The following is an 18,507-nucleotide window of genomic DNA, read 5'->3' on the forward strand; positions in this document are numbered from 1 at the left end:
CCTCCTGGCGAGGAGGGGTGTCCTGCCACGCAGGACGGGGTGGTCGAATAAGAAATAACTAACTTTAATAGGTGAAAAGAAGAATCCATAATCGAAAATATCTTGAACCGTATCGTAAGAATCTCAGAAATAACCTTACATCGGCCGAGGCCTTTCTATGGAACCATCTAAAGCAGTCGAAACTGGAAGGCCGAAAGTTTAGACGTCAACACAGCATTGAAAATTATATCGTTGATTTTTATTGTCCTTCAGAAAAGTTAATCATCGAATTAGACGGAGCGATTCACCTTAATTATACAGCGGCAGAAAAAGATCAAATCCGGCAAGAGCGACTAGAATTATTAGGCTTCAAAGTGCTACGGTTTGAGAATAAAATGGTTTTCGATTTTCTACCTTCAGTCCTTCAAGAAATCCAAGAAAATTTCACCCCAAATCCTACGTCTAACCAATGACCCAAACCGAACTTCTCGAGAAAGCCGAAACCTGGTTTGCCGACCAAGGCTGGAAATCTTTTCCATTTCAGCGAAAAACATGGAAGGCATTCTTACAAGGGAAGCACGGATTATTGAATGCGCCGACCGGTAGCGGTAAAACATATGCGCTCTGGATTCCGATTGTATTACAATACATCAAAGACAATCCCGAGTATAAGACCAAGCACGAAAAAGGATTAAAGGCTATTTGGATTACTCCGCTCCGCGCGCTATCAGTTGAAATTCAACAAGCTGCCCAACGCTTCGCGGATGAACTTGAAACGGGTCTAACCGTCGGCATTCGTACTGGAGACACCCCTCAAAAAGAGCGGGCGAAACAAAAGCGGAGCATGCCCGATTTGTTGGTTACCACCCCTGAAAGTTTAATGCTTCTCTTAGCCTCCAAAGGCTATAAAAAAATGTTTAAATCGCTTACTGCAGTGGTAGTAGACGAATGGCACGAACTCTTGGGAAGCAAACGCGGCGTACAAATGGAATTGGGGCTATCGCGACTCAAAACCATCAGTCCAGAGCTTCGTATCTGGGGTATTTCAGCTACCATTGGAAATCTGGAACAGGCGCAGGATGTATTGTTGGGAATGGACCCAGCCTTTCGTGAAAATTCTGTCTTGATTCGCGCCAAGCGGAAGCGAAAAATCAAGGTACAGTCTATTATTCCCAAAACCATGGAGAAGTTTCCATGGCGAGGACACCTTGGGCTGCATCTGTTGGATGAAATTATTCCCATCATCAAGAAGAGTAAGACAACTTTAGTCTTCACAAATACCCGCGGGCAGGCGGAGATTTGGTTTCAAAAAATATTGGATCGCTACCCAGAATTCGCCGGCGAAATTGCCATGCACCATGGAAGTATCGTTAAGGACACCCGTCTTTGGGTAGAACAGGCCATTCGAAATGAAACCTTAAAAGCGGTGGTAGCCACCTCAAGTTTGGATTTGGGGGTCGATTTCTCTCCAGTGGAAACGATTATCCAAATCGGCGGACCGAAAGGAATTGCAAAGTTTTTGCAACGTGCTGGACGAAGTAATCACCGACCGGGAGAAGCCTCTGTCATTTACTTTTTACCGACCCATGCCCTGGAATTGGTGGAAGCTTCCGCCCTAAAAAGAGCGGTTAAGGAAGAAGTGATGGAAGATCGTATTCCCTATCTCTTAAGCTTTGATGTGCTGATTCAGTATTTGGTAACCTTGGCGGTGAGTGAAGGCTTCAAACCTTCTAACATATTTCCTGAAATTCAAAATACGTTTTGCTTTCAAGGCATTACGGAGGACCAATGGCAATGGTGTTTAAATTTCATCACGTTGGGAAGTCAAAGCCTTCAAAGTTATGATGAATACAAGCGCGTTGAGGTTTCTTCGGAAGGCATCTTCAAAGTTGAAAGTCGAAAAATTGCCATGATGCATCGACTTTCCATTGGTACCATCGTAAGCGATTCGATGCTTTTGGTGAAATACGTCAGTGGTGGATTTATCGGAACCATTGAAGAGTATTTCGTTGGCAAGATGAAACCAGGCGACACTTTCGTATTTGCAGGACGAACCTTAGAGTTGGTCCGATTGCGAAATATGGTCGCCCAAGTTCGAAGATCGAAGAAAAAATCTTCAAAAATAGTGAGTTTTATGGGTGGGCGAATGACGCTCTCTTCACAAATGAGTGCAATTTTACGTGAAGAATTGCAAAGCGGTGGCGAATACAAACAAAACACCCCAGAATTGAAAGCACTTCACGAACTTTTTCACCGGCAGGAACAGGAAAGTATCGTACCCGCAGAGAATGAATTCCTGATTGAAACCTTCAAAACCCGTGAAGGATACCACGCATTGTTTTATCCTTTTGAAGGCCGCTTTGTTCATGAGGCGATGAGCAGTTTATTGGCATATCGCATTAGTTTACTTCAACCCATCACCTTTTCGCTAGCGTATAACGATTATGGCTTTGAACTCTTAAGCGATAAGCCGTTAGACATTCAACAGGTGGTTGATAACAATCTATTCACTACCGATTACCTATTCGATGATCTTCAAAAAAGCTTGAATAGTACTGAACTCGCTCGCAGAAAATTTCGAGATATTGCGGTTATTAGCGGAATGGTGTTTCAGGGATATCCGAACAAAATGGCAAAAACCAAACACCTTCAAAGCAGCAGTCAGTTACTATTCGATGTCTTTCGCGATTACGAACCCGATAATTTACTGTACCAGCAAGCCTTTCGAGAGACCTTTGAACACCAGCTTGAGGAAGGTCGATTACGGATGGCATTGGAACGTATCGCTACCCAGGAAATCGTTTGGAAGCAATGTGAAAAGTATACGCCTTTTAGCTTCCCCATTATAACCGATAGAATGCGCGAGAAGCTCTCTTCAGAAAAATTAAAGGATCGAATCAAACGAATGACCTTGCAAGGTGAAAAATAAAATCAGACCCGCAGGGCTTTGCTGAAAGTGAGACCCGCAGGGTTTAGAATACCCTGTGGGTCTAAAACTAAAGAAGATTCTCTGGGTCTAAAATTTTCCCGACCTTTGCAGTTCTTCGGCGATGCAACAGATTTCAATACACAATAACGAATTCCTTCTTCATCCAACGGGTACTGCCTATTGGAAGGATCAAGATATGCTATTAGTGGCCGATGTACACTTGGGGAAGGTTTCCCATTTCCGAAAACACGGTTCCGCTATTCCTGCACATGTTGCCTATCAAAATTTGGAGAAATTGACGGATGTCGTAAACGAACTTTCCCCTAAAACAGTCTGCTTTTTAGGCGATTTGTTTCATAGTGAATTGAATCAGGAATGGGACGATTTCACGAAATGGGCCGAATATACCGCAGCAACTATTATTTTAGTGGCAGGCAATCACGACATCATTGCACCAGATAAGTATTTGGCGCTGGGAATTCAGGTTGTTCCCTCTCTGGATATCGATGGGTTTTCCCTTACACATCACCCCATCGAACAAGAAAACTATTTCAACATTGCCGGCCATATTCATCCTGGGGTGCGATTGCAAGGATTAGCAAGACAAAGCGTGAAACTGCCATGCTTCTTCAAAAGTGAAAAGCAGCTTATTTTACCCGCTTTCGGAACTTTCACTGGAAAATATATCCTTAAACCTACCGAAACCGATGAAGTGTATGCCCTGGTGGAAGGGGAAGTGCTGCTGCTTCGTTAAGGAAATTGAAAAGCTTTTTGAAAACGGGTGCGCAATGGGTATCTTTAAAAGATGATGAAAAAAACCCTTCAGCTTGCGAATATTATCGCCTTTATCGCCACTATAATCGTGAATTATGCTTCCAATACAGGAGCCATCAATAACACTACTATCGGAGAAGTTTCCGCTAGCATGCAAAATTTATTTACGCCCGCTGGCTATGCATTTTCTATTTGGGGCGTTATTTATTTGTTATTGCTCGGCTTTATTATCTACCAAAGTCGGAGTCTTTTTACCAAGGTCCGTGACGATGCCTTCATTTTGAAAACGGGTTGGTGGTTTGTGCTCTCCTGCACCGCAAACATCCTTTGGGTCTTGTTTTGGCTGTATGGTTATTTCAGTTATTCCATCTTAGCAATTTTCGTCCTCCTTTTCTCATTGATAATGATCGTGATGCGAAACCGAATGGAGCTTTGGGACGGTCCTATATCTGTAATCGCATTTCTTTGGTGGCCGTTCGTGTTTTATAGCGGATGGGTAACCGTTGCCAGTATTGCTAATGTTTCGGCCTATTTAACCAGTATCGATTGGGACGGTTGGGGAATTTCTGAACCCACTTGGGCAATCATTATGCTGTTGGTTGCAGGAGTAATCAATCTTATCATTACTTGGACGCGTAATATGCGTGAATTTGCGCTCGTAGGTGTTTGGGCGGTTGTTGCCATCGCCGTTGCTAATTGGAATGAATATCAATCGGTTGCCTATACGGCCATTTTCGTAGCGGCAATACTATTTGTAAGCAGTAGTATTCATGCGTTCAAAAATAGAGATACCGCTCCGCATCTTAAATTGAAAGAGTTTTTAGAAAAAGATAGTAGATGATGTTTAGGATGTATGCCTTCTCGACTGCGCTCGAAGTGAAACGCTAAGCGTGGCTGAGATTCTTAAAGTCACACCATCCCCTTGATATCATTCCCCCAAGTCGGATAGGCGAAAATCATGGCTTTTAAGTGTTGGCACTCCAATTTTCCACACATCGCCAATACAAATAAATTGATCATTTCCCCTGCTTGGGATGAAATAATATGAGCGCCCAGAATTAGGTTGGTTTCCTTTTCCACTAACGTCTTATAGGCATACGTCTTTTCATTGATACGCTTGGCATTATACCAATCGGGAACACTTTTATATTCTATGGTGAAATGATACCCTTTACGCCTTGCTTCATCCTCCGTTAAGCCAATTGAGGCTAGCTGTGGAAGTGTAAAGACTACTGAAGGCACGGGCGGAAAGTTCATTTTATTCTTATTGCCCTTCCGTATGTTTTGTGAAACGATTCGGGCCTCTTGAGATGACGTAGGCGTTAACGGTAAACTTCCACTCGCCGATACATCGCCACAGGCATAAACCGAGGGATTCGTCGTATTTTGAAGATATTCATTCACGGAAACACCTGCTTTTTCAAATGCTACATTTCCTTTCTCCAAATCGAGCATATCGATAGAGGGCACTCGTCCAGCGGTATTGAACACTATTGCAGCGTCTACTGTTTCGGTCTTCCCATCCTTTTCAAACGAGACCCGATAATTCTTTTGAAGTTTTTCCACCGCCGAAACCTTCGCATTAAAGTGAAAGTCAATCCCCAATGCCTCTGAAGCTTCCGTGAGGTGGGAAACAACATCATGATCGAAAGGTGCCAAAGGTCGGTCGTCTGCTTCCACTACTGTGACTTTCGCTCCGCAGCGAGCCGCGATATGGGCAAATTCCATCCCGATATAGCCTGCGCCGACAAAAACGATACTTTTTGGCAATTCTTCAAGATCCAAGAAATCATCGCTTACCTTCAAGTATTCGCGACCGAGAATGGGCAATTCCATTGGTTTTTGACCTGTCGCAATCACAATTTTTTTTGCTTTAACCGTCTTTCCTTCCACCGAAAGGGTATTTTCATCCAAAAACTGTGGCGACTGATGGTACATCTCAATTCCTGCTTCCTTTAAATCACGTTCAGTAGCAGCTGGTACCGCTTCGGTAAACGTATTTTTAAAAGCTTGTAACTCCTCCCAATTGATTTCTGGTATTTCAGAAATTCCTTTTCCCTTCAATTCCTGAGCCCGTTGCCATGCTTCGGTTACGCCTACCAACACTTTCTTTGGGTCGCAGCCGCGATTAGCACAGGTTCCTCCAAATTCACGGTTATCGGCAATCGCTACTCGCATACCTTCGGCAGCGCAGTCGTAAGCGACACTTTTTCCGGCAGTTCCCGTTCCAATCACGAAAACATCAAACGATTCTATTCCCATATTTATATTGTTTTGACGATACCACCTTCCGCTCTAATACTTGCTCCGTTTGTAGCGGATGATAACGGACTGGCGAAATATACGATGGTATTGGCTACCTCTTCAGGTGTGGTAAACCGTTGAATAATCGATGTCGGCCTTCCCTCTGAAAAGAATTCCTCTTCTGCCTTTTCCTTGTCTTCTTCACTTTCAATATCCATCATATCCTTTACTCCGTTAGAAAGCGTTGGTCCCGGTAAAATTGAATTGACACGAACCTCTGTACCTTCGGTCAGTTCTGCAACCCCTCTGGCGACAGCTAACTGCGCCGTTTTGGTCATCCCATAATGAATCATTTCCGTGGGAATATTAAGTGCACTTTCAGAAGAGATAAATAAAACACGACCCCAATCCTGCTTCATCATTTTGGGCAGCAAGGCTCGTGTGAGTCGAACGCCACTTAAGACGTTTACTTCATATAATTCCTTCCATTCATCATCTGGAATATCGAAAAAATCCTTGTTTTCAAAAATGCCTACGTTGTTGATAAGGATATCGATGCTTCCTAATTTTTCAATCAGCGAATCGATTTCAGAAACGTTGGCAAAATCGCATGGTATTCCCGAAAAATCACCATTGGGAACTTCTTCTTTCAACTTTGAAAGCGCTTCATTTACTGAATCGTTACTTCTACCATTAATTATTACGGTGGCACCTTCTTCACCTAAGAGCTTCGCCGTAGCAAAACCAATACCTTTGGTCGATCCAGAGATAAAAGCTCTTTTATCCTTCAGTTGTAAATTCATTTGTCGTATTCTTTTTATTGATATCGAGTGCAATCGCATTCGAGTGTAAATTCTTAATCAGTAGGAATATGAAAATAGCATACACCATCTGGGTTCCAACAGCGCCCCAATCTTCACGAATACCAGATCCCAGAATAAGAAAAGCGATAAAAATGCCTAATCCTGCTGCTACTTTCCGTGTTTTCAGTCCCAAAAACAGTAAAAAGCCCAATATCACTTCAACAAAAGGAATCAAATAGGCAAATCCCAACGCAATAACTGTAGGTAACAAGGTTCCTTCAAAAGAACCTGCCACTCCTTCGGCAAACTGCGATAATTTGGGTAATCGTACGGCGCCATGAATAAAAAAATTAATTCCAATCGTAATTCTCGCAATGAAAAACGCGAGTTCATCATTCGTCAACTGCTGCATTCTTACTGTTTTCATCTAAATGTAACCAAGCCGCCTTCGATAGTCTGTTATTAAAATGATAAAGTTTAAAAAAGGCGTTTCACTACGTCCGGAAGATTTTATCTTTGCCGCCGATGAGCAAAACATTTGTGTCTACACTCTTCTCACAGTCCGCCCCAACAGCGGAACTGCAGAAAACTATTGTCGAAAATGAAGGAAACGCGCCTACCATCCATCTTTCCGGATTGGTCGGATCGTCGGTTTCACTGGTGTTGGCGGAGATTTTCAAAAATTCTGAACTTCCCTTTCTCTTTATTTTGAACGATAAGGAAGAAGCTGCATATCACTTAAACGACCTTGAAAATTTGTTGGGTGAAGACAACGTGCTGTTCTACCCTGGAAGTTACCGTAGACCCTACCAGATTGAAGAGACCGACAATGCAAATGTGTTGTTGCGAAGTGAAGTGTTGAACCGTATCAATTCGCGTCGAAAACCCGCTTGTATCGTTACCTATCCTGAAGCGCTGTTCGAAAAGGTAGTTACCCGAAAAGAGTTAGAAAAGAATACGCTAAAGTTGAAGGTTGGGGAGGAAGTAACCATCGATTTTGTAAATGAAGTTTTATTCGAATACAAATTCAAACGCACCGATTTTGTAACCGAACCAGGAGAATTCTCTGTTCGTGGCGGTATTCTGGATGTGTTTAGTTTTAGTCACGACGAGCCTTATAGAATCGAGTTTTTCGGCGATGAAGTGGACAGTATCCGAACCTTTGATGTGGAAACGCAGCTATCAGACCAGCAGTTGAAGAAAATTTCCATCATGCCAAATGTGGATGCCGCGTCGTCGGTGGAAACGCGCATGAGCTTTTTGAAGTATATCGCCCAAAAGACAGTGGTATTCCTAAAGAATGAAGAATTGCTCAGTAGCAGTATCGACAAGCTTTTCAAAAAAGCGATGGAAGCCTTCAACCAAGCATCCGGAGAAGTAAAGCGGGCAACACCACTCGAATTATTCTGTACTTCAGAAGAGTTAAAGGAACAGTTGGGTGAGTTTAGCACAGTATATCTGCAAAAGGACGCCTCGACTGCCAGTCCGTCCGACAGGCGGGCGCTCGGCGAGACAAAAAGGGTGTCTTTCAACACAAAACCACAACCTTCTTTCAACAAGCAGTTCAACTTGCTTATCGATAACCTGAATGAAAATGCTGAAGACGGCTACCGCAATTATATTTTCTGTAGTAGCGAACAACAGGCAAAACGATTTCACGATATTTTTGAAGATGCCGAACAGCATGTTTCACAGTTTGAAACCATCGTTTTTCCACTCTATCGAGGGTTTATCGACGATGACCAGAAAATTGTTTGCTATACCGATCACCAAATCTTTGAGCGCTACCATAAATTTCAACTGAAAAATGGCTACGCAAAGAAGCAAGCCATTACACTAAAGGAACTGACAAATCTAGAGGTTGGCGATTACGTAACCCATATCGATCATGGAATTGGAAAATTTGGCGGACTTCAAAAAATTGACGTAGAAGGAAAGCAACAGGAAGCAATCAAACTTATTTACGGTGAACGCGATATTCTGTACCTCAGCATCCATTCACTTCACAAAATCACCAAATACAATGGTAAGGAAGGGAAAGAACCGAAAATCTACAAACTTGGAAGCGCCGCTTGGAAAAAACTGAAGCAAAAGACCAAAAAGCGCGTCAAGGAAATTGCCTTCAACCTTATTGAACTCTATGCAAAACGTCGCTTAAAGAAAGGCTTCGCCTACGACCCCGATAGTTATTTGCAACATGAATTGGAATCGAGCTTTATGTTCGAGGATACGCCCGACCAAAGTTCGGCCACCGAAGATGTAAAACGCGATATGGAAAGTCAACAGCCGATGGACCGACTGGTTTGTGGCGATGTAGGCTTCGGAAAAACGGAAGTGGCGGTTCGTGCTGCGTTCAAGGCGGTCGATAATGGCAAACAAGTAGCGATATTGGTGCCCACTACTATTTTAGCCTTTCAACATTATAAAACCTTTAGTGAACGACTGTCCGAAATGCCCGTGAAAGTCGATTACCTTAATCGCTTCCGTTCGGCAAAGCAACGTCGGGAAGTATTGGATGGATTGAAGGACGGAACTTTGGATATCGTTATCGGTACCCATCAACTGACCAATAAATCGGTTTCGTTTAAAGATTTGGGCTTATTGATTATCGATGAAGAACAAAAATTCGGGGTTGCAGTAAAAGATAAGTTGAAGACTATCAAGGAAAATGTGGATACCCTAACGCTTACGGCAACGCCTATTCCGAGAACTTTACAATTTAGTTTAATGGCAGCGCGCGATTTAAGTGTTATTACTACGCCGCCACCGAACCGATATCCGGTAGAAACCCACGTGATTCGTTTTTCAGAGGAAACCATGCGCGATGCGATTCGTTATGAGATTTCTCGAGGCGGACAGGTATTCTTCGTCCATAACCGTATTGAAAACATCAAGGAAGTAGCGGGCATGTTGCAACGCCTGCTTCCGGATGCTAAAATTGGTATTGGTCACGGGCAAATGGAAGGAAAAAAACTGGAGCAATTGATGCTCGGATTCATGAATAACGAGTTCGATATCTTGGTATCGACTACCATTATTGAAAGTGGGTTGGATGTTCCGAATGCCAATACGATCTTTATCAACAATGCGAATAATTTTGGGTTGAGTGATTTGCACCAGATGCGTGGACGTGTAGGACGAAGCAACAAAAAGGCGTTCTGCTATTTTATTACGCCTCCCTATTCTGCTATGACTGAAGAAGCACGGAAACGGATTACCGCTTTGGAACAATTCACCGAATTGGGTAGCGGCCTCAACATCGCGATGAAAGATTTGGAGATTCGTGGTGCAGGTGATTTACTTGGTGGCGAACAAAGTGGCTTTATCAATGAAATCGGTTTTGAGACCTATCAGAAGATTTTGACGGAGGCCATCGACGAGTTGAAGGAAAAGGAATTCAAAGATCTTTACGCTGGTACCGAACACGAAAAGAAAACGTATTTACGGGAAACAGTCATTGATACCGATTTTGAGTTATTGTTCCCAGACGATTACGTGAACAACATCACCGAACGCTTGAACCTCTACCAAAAGTTGAATGGCTTAAAGACTGAAGAGGATCTACAAGCCTTTGAAAAAGAACTAATCGATCGTTTTGGAGAGTTGCCTGCTGAAGCCGAGGATTTGTTGAACAGCGTCCGCATCAAGTGGATTGCCATCAATATGGGATTGGAACGAGTAGTGATGAAAAAGAAAAAGCTGGTCGGATACTTCATCAGCGATCAGGAAAGCGGTTTCTATCAAAGTCCCGCTTTCACACAAGTATTGCAGTATGTTCAAAGTTACCCAAACAAAGTCACTATGAAAGAAAAGAAAACCCGAAACGGACTTCGACTGCTACTTACCTTCGACGCGATTACCAATGTCGATAAAGCATTAAAGGCGTTGGAACCTTTTCAGAAGTGATAAAACGCATTTGGAAAATGCTCTATTTGCTCAGTTTTCTCGTTTTTCAATACCGCAATGATATCAAAACGAACTTCCACGTCTAAACCGTTTGCGATAATGTATTCGTTAGCCGCCTTCACCAAAAGCTTGATTTTTGCCGGGGTGACAAAACTTTGGGGGTCGCCGAAATAGGAACTATTTCTCGTTTTCACTTCAACCATAACCACCACATCAATTTCACGTTGGGCAATAATGTCGATTTCCGCTTTTTGAAACCGAAAGTTACGTTCCAAGATTTCATAGCCTTCTCGAAGCAGAAATTGTACGGCTAATTTTTCACCCAACGCTCCCAATTCGTTATGAGATGCCATTTCAGAAGAAATTATGCTGGGGAATCTAAAAAGTCAAGGACACCGAGTTCTCGGTTACAGCTAAGGTACCATTTCTTCCCAAGATAAGCGCTCTATTGTCTTCAATATGACCCGCAGGAAAATTGAAACAAACGGGGTAATCGTATGCCGAGACCGCTTCCCTGATAATTTCTTCAGCCGTTTTTCCGAAGGGAATGGTATTGTCGTTCATATTGTTCATACCGCCCACAATCAATCCCCTCAAATTTTTTAGCATGCCGTTTCGCTTTAGGTTTTGCATCATGCGGTCGATATGGTATAAGTATTCATCTAAATCTTCAATAAAGAGAATCTTTCCATCGGTTTTGGGAGATGATGAACTACCGATAAGCGAATAAAGTACCGATAAATTTCCACCAATAAGTTCTCCTTCAGCTTCGCCTATTCGATTTTTGTTTTTTTCTTCAACGGTATAGGAAATAGAATATGGCTCATCGAAAAGCACCTTTTTTATACTAGCTAGGGTTTCTTTCGTTTTATGCTCCAACCCTAATGCAATTTGGGCGTGCAATGATTCAACACCCAAACCTTGAATATGGCAATGCAAAGCCGTAATATCGCTATAGCCAATAATCCATTTTGGATTATTTAGAAAGGAAGAAAAATCCAAGCTATCCAAAATGCGAACGGTTCCGTAACCGCCTTTGGCACACCAAATCGCTTTAACTTGAGGATGATCTAACATTTGTTGAAGATCTTTAGATCGAATTTCATCACTACCAGCAAATTGATTTTCTACCGGTCCGATAGAGGAACCTATTAAAATCCTTAGTCCGAGATTTTCCAGAAAGTCTATCGCATTAGAAAGTTCCTTTTCCTGAACCGAACGAGCCGTAGCAACCATTGCCACGGTATCGCCAGCTTGTAACTTGGGAGGTGTAACCATACAGTTGTTTTAGACGTCTAAAAATAAATAATTAAACCTTTGCGTTATAATCGTATCCAATACTTAAGCTAACTATTTTAAATTCAGTATTTTTAGTCTTTAGCCTCTGAAAACCATGCCTATGGAAACTAGTACAAACCTTTCCTGCAACACCTCAACCTTAGCACCTTATATTCCTGACACCGACAATCCCTGGAGCACCCAAAAGGTGGAACACACCTATAGAAGATTGGGGTTTGGAGCATCGCAAGACGATGTAGACGCCGCCTTGGCCTTATCGCCTTCCGATTTCATCGATCAATTGGTCGATACCGCTACCACTCTGCCTACTACACCTACACCGACTTGGGGATATTGGGCAGTTAGCGACTTCAACGATTTTGAAACAGAGAACAACCAGTTTGTTTTTGATTTTCGCATTCTTGCAGGAAATGAAACCCTTACTCAAAATGTAAGGGGCCGACTTGCCAGTTTTTGGTCGAACCATTTTGTAACGGAATTGGAAACCTATTTTTATGCGCCCTATCTTTTTCAGTATTACAGCAAGCTTCAGGAATTTTCCGTAGGAAATTTTCGCGAATTCGTTCGGGAAATCGGCCTAACGCCTGCCATGCTTCTGTATTTGAATGGGTTTGAAAATACCAATTTCAACCCCAATGAAAATTATGCTCGCGAACTGTTTGAGCTTTTTACTTTAGGTGAAGGCAACGGCTACACCGAAACCGATATTACGGAAACCGCTCGAGCGCTTACAGGTTATAATCATTGGGCAGAGCCAGGTGCTCCTATCACTTTTGATACCTCTACCTTTGACGATGGCAATAAGACAATCTTTGGGCAAACTGGAAATTGGAATTATAATGACGTAATCGATATCCTGTTTCAAGAACGCGGAGCGCAAGTTGCCTTTTTTATATGTGAAAAGTTATATCGCTTCTTTGTGAGTCCCTCTGTCGATGCCGACATCGAGCAAAACATCATTCAACCTTTGGCAGATACACTTCTTGCTAATGATTTTGAAATGGTTCCCATGCTGAAGCAATTGTTCAAAAGCGAACATTTTTTCGACGAAAAAGCCTTGGGCGTAATCGTGAAAAGTCCATTTGATGTCATCTTCAACTATATCAATGAGACCGGTTTCTTTTACGACAATACGGTCATGGAATCGGTGTTATATTATGCAGGCTTGATGGGACAGGAAATTTTTGATCCGCCCGATGTTTCAGGTTGGCAGCGCGATGAAACATGGATTAATACTTCAACCCTTACGGGACGATGGCAATTGATGGAAATCTATCACTTTTACCTCTTCGACCAAGGACTTGAAAACAATTTCCGAGATTTTGCTATCGACCTTACCAACAATAGTAACGACCCAGCCTATATTACTCAGGTTATCGTAGACTATTTGACGAGTAAGGGATTATGGACCGTTACCGATTATGATACCGCTACCGATATTTTTAAATGGGAAGTACCCCAAAATTATTATGACGAAGGACTCTGGAACCTGAATTGGGATTCTGCTCCATATCAGGTATTGCTGTTGCTGAATCATATCGCTAGAATGCCCGAATTTCAACTTAAATAAAGTGCTATGTGTAACGACCACCATTTTTCACCCAACAAAGCTAAACACGAAAAACACCATGATCGTGAACATACGCTCTGGAACCGACGATCTTTCCTTCAAGCCCTAGGTCTTGCAGGAACCGGAAGTATCATGTTGGCAGGAAGCAATATTACGGCAAATAGACCTTCACCGCTTTCGGTGGCGCTCTCGCAAAGCGAAAACGACCGAATTTTGGTCATTATTCGTCTAAAAGGTGGAAATGATGGGCTAAATACCATAGTTCCTATCTACGATTATGCTACCTATGCTAACTTACGACCTACGATTCGCCATCAAGAAAATGAGTTGATAAATCTAGATGCTGATTTTGGGATTCCTGATTATTTGACCGCTATGGAAACCATGTGGGGCGATGGAAAGATGAAGGTAGTGCACGGCGTAGGTTATCCGGAACAGAATCTTTCCCATTTTCGATCATCCGATATTTGGGCCTCGGCAGCCGATACCTACTTTGAACCAACCGGATGGTGGGGACGCTATTTTGAAGAGTTGTATCCAGATTATATCATCAATCCGCCTGAAACGCCGCCAGCAGTTCAAATAGGAAGTATTGGAAACCTCACCTTTGAAGGTACCGAATCCAGTTACGCTTTTGCGGTTGCAAATCCAGCGCAGCTTGCCAATGTAGCCGAGAATGGTACTATTCACGATGTTACGAACCTTCCAGAATGTGTGTACGGCGATAAACTGCTTTTTATGCGGGCCACCGCCAACACAACTTTTACCTATGCGGGTGTTATTAGCGATGCCTACGATTCGGCCACAAACGATGTTCCCTACTCCAATGCCGATCTTGCACAGCAATTGGCAATAGTCGCTAGAATGATTAAAGGTGGTTTAGGCACAAAAGTTTATATGGTTACCTTGGATGGTTTCGATACCCATGCGAATCAGTTAGCAGACCACCAAACATTGTTGACCGACCTTTCAGAATCGATAAATCATTTCTTTAACGATTTGGCTACTGCTGGCTATGATGATAAGGTTTTGGCCATGACAATTTCAGAGTTTGGAAGAAGGCCTTACGAGAATGGTTCTGATGGTACCGATCACGGGGCAGCTTCTCCCGTAATGCTGTTTGGGGAAGGATTGAATGGTAGTGGTTTCGTTGGCGAGCACCCCGATTTGAATGAATGGGATAACAATGATAATCTTATTCCTTCAACCGATTTCAGAAATGTTTACGCTTCGGTGCTCACGGATTGGTTCTGCTTAGATGCTTCAGTCATTGAAGATATGCTACTCAGTGACAGTTATGATGCGCTGCCTACCGGCATGTCGTGTGCGCCGCTTTCAAATGAATTATTTGGTACGGTTTCTAGATTCAAACATGTTCCTTTTTATCGCAACGAGAACTCCTATATCGAACTCACCTTACAAAACGGTGCTTTCGTGGAAGTGAAGCTTTTCGATATCATGGGCCGCGAGATCGGAATGCTGAAAAACGAATTGCTTTCGGCCGGTACCCACACCATTAATGTAAAAACGAGTGTGGGCACAAAACTTTCGTATGGCCATTATGTATATCAAATCAAAACAGGTGGTCAGCGCTACAGCAATAAAATCGTGATTCGTTAAAACTAATTGCTCTTTAGAAACGACACAGCTCTTTTTTCGGAATAATAGCGTGCATTGGTTTCATGAAACCCAACATGTCCGCCATATTTTGCATACTCAAAATATAGGCTTGAAGATTTCTCCGCTAAGGTGAAGGGGTAACTTTCTTCTGAAAGGAAAGAATCATTTTCTGCGTTCAATAGTAGGACAGGAATTGAAATATGCGGCAAAAATTGCCCAGAACTGCTTTTATCATAATAATCCGAAGCATCGGTAAAGCCATGCGCCGGTGCCGTATACAGATTATCGAAATCCAAGAGTGAACGAATTTGTTTTAGTTCAGCTTTTGTCATTTCCTCGGGGAAGTGATTCATTTTCTGCTTGTATTTCTTTCGCAGGTTTAGCAGAAAAGTAGATCGATAAATGATATTATGGAACGCCTCCAGTTGCTCCAATGTTTCTTTTAAATCTAAGGGCGTGGAAATCGCAACCGCTCGCTTGATTTCCTTAGGTACATCTCTTCGTTCTCCCAGATATTTCAACACCATATTCCCGCCTAGGCTAAATCCTATCAATCCAATAGAATCGTATGTATCCTTTCCCAAAAGATAGGTTATCACCGCTTCCAGATCTTCTGTTTTTCCCGCGTTATAGGATTCGTATCTAGTATTTGTTTCACCGCTACATCCTCTAAAATTGAACGCGCATGCATCCCAACCTGCCTCAACCAATGCCTTTGCTTGTCCCCGCATGTAGGTGCGCTGCGCATTACCCTCCAATCCGTGCAATAGAATCGCAATTTTTGTTGAAGGTTTATTGGAATACGAAAAATCGAGGTCCAAAAAATCGCCATCGGGTAAGGTTACTCGTTCCCGATGTTGCTCGACCTCAGGCTTCGGACGCAGTTTTGCGGAATATATGGTAGAAAAATGACCTGATTTAAATAATCCTTTTGGTCGATATGTAGATTGAATTAGTGGCATAGAAAACTTCAAAAGCCAAAATTATGTAAAAGGATTGGATACTTAGATACCGATTGGTATCTTTGTTGTATGCGAGATGCTGAAGCGACAAAAAATACCATTTTAGAGGAGAGTGCAAACCTCTTCAACACCCAAGGGTACAAGGCTACGTCGTTAAGTGATATCACTAAGGCGACAGGCTTTACCAAAGGAGCGATTTATCGTCATTTCAACAATAAGCAGGAGTTGGAAACGGCAGCGCTCAGTAGGTTATCGACTATTATGTTTGAAGAATTAGGGGCATCAATACGAGCCGCTAATACCTTCCGCGAAAAATTTGAAGCCGTGTTTTCCTATTTTGAAAACTATATGCATTCGCCTTTATATGAAGGGGGTTGCCCGCTAATGAACGTAGCGGTTGAAGCCGACGACAGCAATCCAATCTTACGCAGACAAGCCATGGTTATTTTAAAGGAGTTACGGCAGTCGGTAACCAAGCTTATCGAAAATGGAATTAAGAATGGTCAAGTGCTTCAGGATGTCGATAGTGCCTATTTTACAACTATCATCATCGGTTCCTTGGAAGGCGGTATTATGATGAGCCGTTTGGAACAAAATGAAAGCGCCATTCGACAGTCTGTTCAGCATTTAAGAAGCGTAGTCGATTCTATTTCAATAGAAAAAAGAAGTGAGATTGTATGAAGAAGATGATACCAAAAATATTAGGAAGCTATTTGAACCTTACCGCTCCGCTGTTTCCCAAGTTAAGTCGTGAGCATGCGTTCAAAATATTGTGTTATGTGAAGCGAACACCGCTATCGGAAGCCGGCAAACAATTTGTTGAAACAGCCGACACCCAGTTTCTGGAAGTACCAGATAGTCCCGTAGCCTTACATTCCTGGGGGCATGGCCCAAAAAATATTTTATTTCTGCATGGGTGGAAAAGCCACTCCAAACGCTGGCAACCCTATCTAGCAGAACTAAATCCAGAGGAATATACCCTTTACTCCATCGATGCACCGGCACATGGATTTTCACCTGGAAACCAATTAAACTTGGAAATGTATCGACAGGCAGTTGCATTGGCACTTGAGGAAATCGGAAGTATCGATTGCCTTATCGCGCATTCCTTGGGAAGTCTGGTAACGGCCTATACCTATCTAGAAAATCCTGAAATTGATGTAAAACGCTATGTTATCATGGGTGCACCTGAAGGAATGCAGTCTATTTTCGATTATTTTCAGGATTTACTGAGTCTTTCCGATAGAACTATGACAAACCTTCACAAAAAGATCGAACCTATTTTAAAGCTTCCTGCGGAAGCAATAACGATGAAAAATTTCTTTGAAATCGTTCAGGCTCCTACACTCGTAATTCATGAAAAGAGTGATATGGTAACGCCTTTTGCCCCAATTCAACAAGCCGTTCAAAACCAAGAAAATATTGAAACCTTCTTTACCGAGGGGCAAGACCATAATTTGACAGAAGAAGAAACCTTAACCAAAATATTCGACTACCTTACGTCGACCAAAATAAAAGAAAGCTATGTATCTGAAAGAATTTGAAATCCGATGGGACGATGTAGATGCCAATCGACATTTACACAATAGTGCCTATATCGATTATATGAGCCATACCCGAATGAGCTTTTTTAGCGATAAAGGCTTCGGACAACGACATTTGGCCGAAATGAACCTCGGGCCGGTAGCCCTGTATGAGCGTATGTATTACTTCAAGGAAGTATTTCCAGGAGCACCCATTCGTGTTTCCATCGAATTGAAAGGGCTGTCGGAAGAAGGTACCTTTTTCGAGTTTCGCCATAACTTCTACGACCAAAATGGTAAAAATGTGGGTCGCTGTGAAATGCTAGGCGCTTGGATCGATTTAAAAAAGCGCAAGCTAGTGCCACTTCCAGAAGAACTATTCGATTTTCTGGATCATATAGAGAAAACGGACGATTTTAAAACCTTGACAAAGGAAGATACCCGCAGACACGGGCAATTCCCAGAAGATCTATCGGAATAAGCCTTATTCTTCCGAATCGTAGAAAAACTGTTCCTTCACGATTTTACCGTCCTTCACTTGGTAGATGCCTATTTCAGCCATCTGACTACGCTGACCGCTAGGTTTATGGGTAGTATCCATTTCATGACGAACGCTAAACCAGTTATCGGCTACGATAGGACTGCTGGTCTTAGTGCTATGTACTTCGAAATTCTCTTCCCACCATTCCCCTTTTTTGGCCAGTTCGTCCATCCCGTTTGCAACGGGATTTTCTCCTCCCGGCTCAATACTGACGATATTCGGACTATACAATTCTTGGTAACAGCGTGCTTCTTGTCCGCTATTACACCATTCTACTAAGTTGTTGGCAATTTCTTGAGTTGTCATCTGATTGATTTTCAACTAAAAGTACGTAAAAAATCAATTCGATTTATAACA

General features: G+C 42.6%; 17 protein-coding genes. 10 read left to right on the plus strand and 7 right to left on the minus strand.

Annotation, left to right across the window (positions count from 1 at the left end; genetic code table 11):
* Positions 1-71: 71 nt before the first annotated feature.
* The 4 genes from I4Q58_RS05875 to I4Q58_RS05890 all read left to right on the plus strand — a co-directional run bounded on the left by I4Q58_RS05875 (position 72) and on the right by I4Q58_RS05890 (position 4,523).
* Positions 72-452: an endonuclease domain-containing protein gene (locus I4Q58_RS05875; protein WP_203294772.1), complete on the plus strand. Its 381-nt coding sequence runs from the start codon at positions 72-74 to the stop codon at positions 450-452.
* Complete coding sequence (locus I4Q58_RS05880) at positions 449-2,908, plus strand: ligase-associated DNA damage response DEXH box helicase (RefSeq protein WP_203294774.1); 2,460 nt, start codon at positions 449-451, stop codon at positions 2,906-2,908. The genes I4Q58_RS05875 and I4Q58_RS05880 overlap by 4 nt, the downstream gene beginning before the upstream one ends.
* Positions 2,909-3,029: 121 nt before the next feature.
* On the plus strand, positions 3,030-3,662 hold the full coding sequence (gene pdeM, locus I4Q58_RS05885) for a ligase-associated DNA damage response endonuclease PdeM (RefSeq protein WP_203294776.1): 633 nt from the start codon (positions 3,030-3,032) through the stop codon (positions 3,660-3,662).
* A gap of 54 nt (positions 3,663-3,716) precedes the next feature.
* On the plus strand, positions 3,717-4,523 hold the full coding sequence (locus I4Q58_RS05890) for a tryptophan-rich sensory protein (protein ID WP_203295560.1): 807 nt from the start codon (positions 3,717-3,719) through the stop codon (positions 4,521-4,523).
* Between the two features lie 68 nt (positions 4,524-4,591).
* Here I4Q58_RS05890 and I4Q58_RS05895 read toward each other — a convergent pair whose 3' ends face one another.
* Genes I4Q58_RS05895 through I4Q58_RS05905 form a run of 3 tightly spaced genes read right to left on the minus strand, consistent with a single transcriptional unit; the run spans position 4,592 to position 7,156 of the window.
* Positions 4,592-5,944 carry a dihydrolipoyl dehydrogenase family protein gene (locus I4Q58_RS05895; RefSeq protein WP_203294779.1) on the minus strand — a complete coding sequence of 451 codons (1,353 nt, stop codon included), beginning with the start codon at positions 5,942-5,944 and terminating at the stop codon, positions 4,592-4,594.
* 2 nt (positions 5,945-5,946) lie between these two features.
* Positions 5,947-6,729: an SDR family NAD(P)-dependent oxidoreductase gene (locus I4Q58_RS05900; RefSeq protein WP_203294781.1), complete on the minus strand. Its 783-nt coding sequence runs from the start codon at positions 6,727-6,729 to the stop codon at positions 5,947-5,949.
* Positions 6,707-7,156 (minus strand): DoxX family membrane protein, encoded by a 450-nt coding sequence (locus I4Q58_RS05905; protein WP_236002848.1) that lies wholly within the window; start codon positions 7,154-7,156, stop codon positions 6,707-6,709. The genes I4Q58_RS05900 and I4Q58_RS05905 overlap by 23 nt, the downstream gene beginning before the upstream one ends.
* A gap of 98 nt (positions 7,157-7,254) precedes the next feature.
* Between I4Q58_RS05905 and mfd the strand changes: the two genes are divergently transcribed.
* On the plus strand, positions 7,255-10,635 hold the full coding sequence (mfd, locus tag I4Q58_RS05910) for a transcription-repair coupling factor (RefSeq protein WP_203294783.1): 3,381 nt from the start codon (positions 7,255-7,257) through the stop codon (positions 10,633-10,635).
* Here mfd and I4Q58_RS05915 read toward each other — a convergent pair.
* The gene (locus I4Q58_RS05915) at positions 10,626-10,988 is read right to left on the minus strand and encodes a YraN family protein (RefSeq protein ID WP_203294785.1); all 363 of its coding nucleotides are present in this window, start codon (positions 10,986-10,988) and stop codon (positions 10,626-10,628) included. The two genes, mfd and I4Q58_RS05915, sit on opposite strands and share 10 nt — an antisense overlap.
* A gap of 25 nt (positions 10,989-11,013) precedes the next feature.
* Positions 11,014-11,913 carry a S66 peptidase family protein gene (locus I4Q58_RS05920; protein ID WP_203294787.1) on the minus strand — a complete coding sequence of 300 codons (900 nt, stop codon included), beginning with the start codon at positions 11,911-11,913 and terminating at the stop codon, positions 11,014-11,016.
* A 121-nt stretch (positions 11,914-12,034) separates the two neighbouring features.
* Here I4Q58_RS05920 and I4Q58_RS05925 point away from each other — a divergent pair, with 121 nt between their 5' ends.
* A complete protein-coding gene (locus I4Q58_RS05925) occupies positions 12,035-13,504 on the plus strand; it encodes a DUF1800 domain-containing protein (protein WP_203294789.1) in 1,470 nt (489 codons plus the stop codon).
* Positions 13,505-13,510: 6 nt separating this feature from the next.
* A complete protein-coding gene (locus tag I4Q58_RS05930; protein WP_203294791.1) occupies positions 13,511-15,124 on the plus strand; it encodes a DUF1501 domain-containing protein in 1,614 nt (537 codons plus the stop codon).
* A 2-nt stretch (positions 15,125-15,126) separates the two neighbouring features.
* Here the strand turns inward: I4Q58_RS05930 and I4Q58_RS05935 are convergent, their stop codons facing one another.
* Positions 15,127-16,086 (minus strand): YheT family hydrolase, encoded by a 960-nt coding sequence (locus tag I4Q58_RS05935; RefSeq protein ID WP_203294793.1) that lies wholly within the window; start codon positions 16,084-16,086, stop codon positions 15,127-15,129.
* Positions 16,087-16,155: 69 nt separating this feature from the next.
* Here I4Q58_RS05935 and I4Q58_RS05940 point away from each other — a divergent pair, with 69 nt between their 5' ends.
* The 3 genes from I4Q58_RS05940 to I4Q58_RS05950 are packed head-to-tail and all read left to right on the plus strand — an operon-like array spanning position 16,156 to position 18,090.
* Complete coding sequence (locus I4Q58_RS05940) at positions 16,156-16,767, plus strand: TetR/AcrR family transcriptional regulator (RefSeq protein WP_203294795.1); 612 nt, start codon at positions 16,156-16,158, stop codon at positions 16,765-16,767.
* Positions 16,764-17,630, plus strand: a complete 867-nt coding sequence (locus I4Q58_RS05945; RefSeq protein ID WP_203294797.1) for an alpha/beta fold hydrolase — start codon at positions 16,764-16,766, stop codon at positions 17,628-17,630. Before I4Q58_RS05940 ends, I4Q58_RS05945 begins: the two co-directional genes overlap by 4 nt.
* On the plus strand, positions 17,611-18,090 hold the full coding sequence (locus tag I4Q58_RS05950) for an acyl-CoA thioesterase (RefSeq protein WP_203294800.1): 480 nt from the start codon (positions 17,611-17,613) through the stop codon (positions 18,088-18,090). The genes I4Q58_RS05945 and I4Q58_RS05950 overlap by 20 nt, the downstream gene beginning before the upstream one ends.
* 3 nt (positions 18,091-18,093) lie before the next feature.
* Here the strand turns inward: I4Q58_RS05950 and I4Q58_RS05955 are convergent, their stop codons facing one another.
* A complete protein-coding gene (locus I4Q58_RS05955) occupies positions 18,094-18,456 on the minus strand; it encodes a nuclear transport factor 2 family protein (protein WP_203294802.1) in 363 nt (120 codons plus the stop codon).
* Positions 18,457-18,507 lie beyond the last annotated feature (51 nt).

It is taken from the genome of Luteirhabdus pelagi (genome assembly GCF_016827595.1).
GTDB classification, from domain to species: domain Bacteria; phylum Bacteroidota; class Bacteroidia; order Flavobacteriales; family Flavobacteriaceae; genus Luteirhabdus; species Luteirhabdus pelagi.

Bases quoted from the DNA above. Each gene is read 5' to 3' on its own strand.
- I4Q58_RS05930 (WP_203294791.1), top strand. From the start codon at position 13,511: ATGTGTAACGACCACCATTTTTCACCCAACAAAGCTAAACACGAAAAA.
- I4Q58_RS05945 (WP_203294797.1), top strand. From the start codon at position 16,764: ATGAAGAAGATGATACCAAAAATATTAGGAAGCTATTTGAACCTTACC.
- I4Q58_RS05935 (WP_203294793.1), bottom strand. From the start codon at position 16,086: ATGCCACTAATTCAATCTACATATCGACCAAAAGGATTATTTAAATCA.
- I4Q58_RS05925 (WP_203294789.1), top strand. From the start codon at position 12,035: ATGGAAACTAGTACAAACCTTTCCTGCAACACCTCAACCTTAGCACCT.
- I4Q58_RS05920 (WP_203294787.1), bottom strand. From the start codon at position 11,913: ATGGTTACACCTCCCAAGTTACAAGCTGGCGATACCGTGGCAATGGTT.
- I4Q58_RS05880 (WP_203294774.1), top strand. From the start codon at position 449: ATGACCCAAACCGAACTTCTCGAGAAAGCCGAAACCTGGTTTGCCGAC.
- I4Q58_RS05955 (WP_203294802.1), bottom strand. From the start codon at position 18,456: ATGACAACTCAAGAAATTGCCAACAACTTAGTAGAATGGTGTAATAGC.
- I4Q58_RS05900 (WP_203294781.1), bottom strand. From the start codon at position 6,729: ATGAATTTACAACTGAAGGATAAAAGAGCTTTTATCTCTGGATCGACC.
- I4Q58_RS05895 (WP_203294779.1), bottom strand. From the start codon at position 5,944: ATGGGAATAGAATCGTTTGATGTTTTCGTGATTGGAACGGGAACTGCC.
- I4Q58_RS05940 (WP_203294795.1), top strand. From the start codon at position 16,156: ATGCGAGATGCTGAAGCGACAAAAAATACCATTTTAGAGGAGAGTGCA.
- I4Q58_RS05915 (WP_203294785.1), bottom strand. From the start codon at position 10,988: ATGGCATCTCATAACGAATTGGGAGCGTTGGGTGAAAAATTAGCCGTA.
- I4Q58_RS05890 (WP_203295560.1), top strand. From the start codon at position 3,717: ATGAAAAAAACCCTTCAGCTTGCGAATATTATCGCCTTTATCGCCACT.
- pdeM (WP_203294776.1), top strand. From the start codon at position 3,030: ATGCAACAGATTTCAATACACAATAACGAATTCCTTCTTCATCCAACG.
- I4Q58_RS05905 (WP_236002848.1), bottom strand. From the start codon at position 7,156: ATGAAAACAGTAAGAATGCAGCAGTTGACGAATGATGAACTCGCGTTT.
- mfd (WP_203294783.1), top strand. From the start codon at position 7,255: ATGAGCAAAACATTTGTGTCTACACTCTTCTCACAGTCCGCCCCAACA.
- I4Q58_RS05950 (WP_203294800.1), top strand. From the start codon at position 17,611: ATGTATCTGAAAGAATTTGAAATCCGATGGGACGATGTAGATGCCAAT.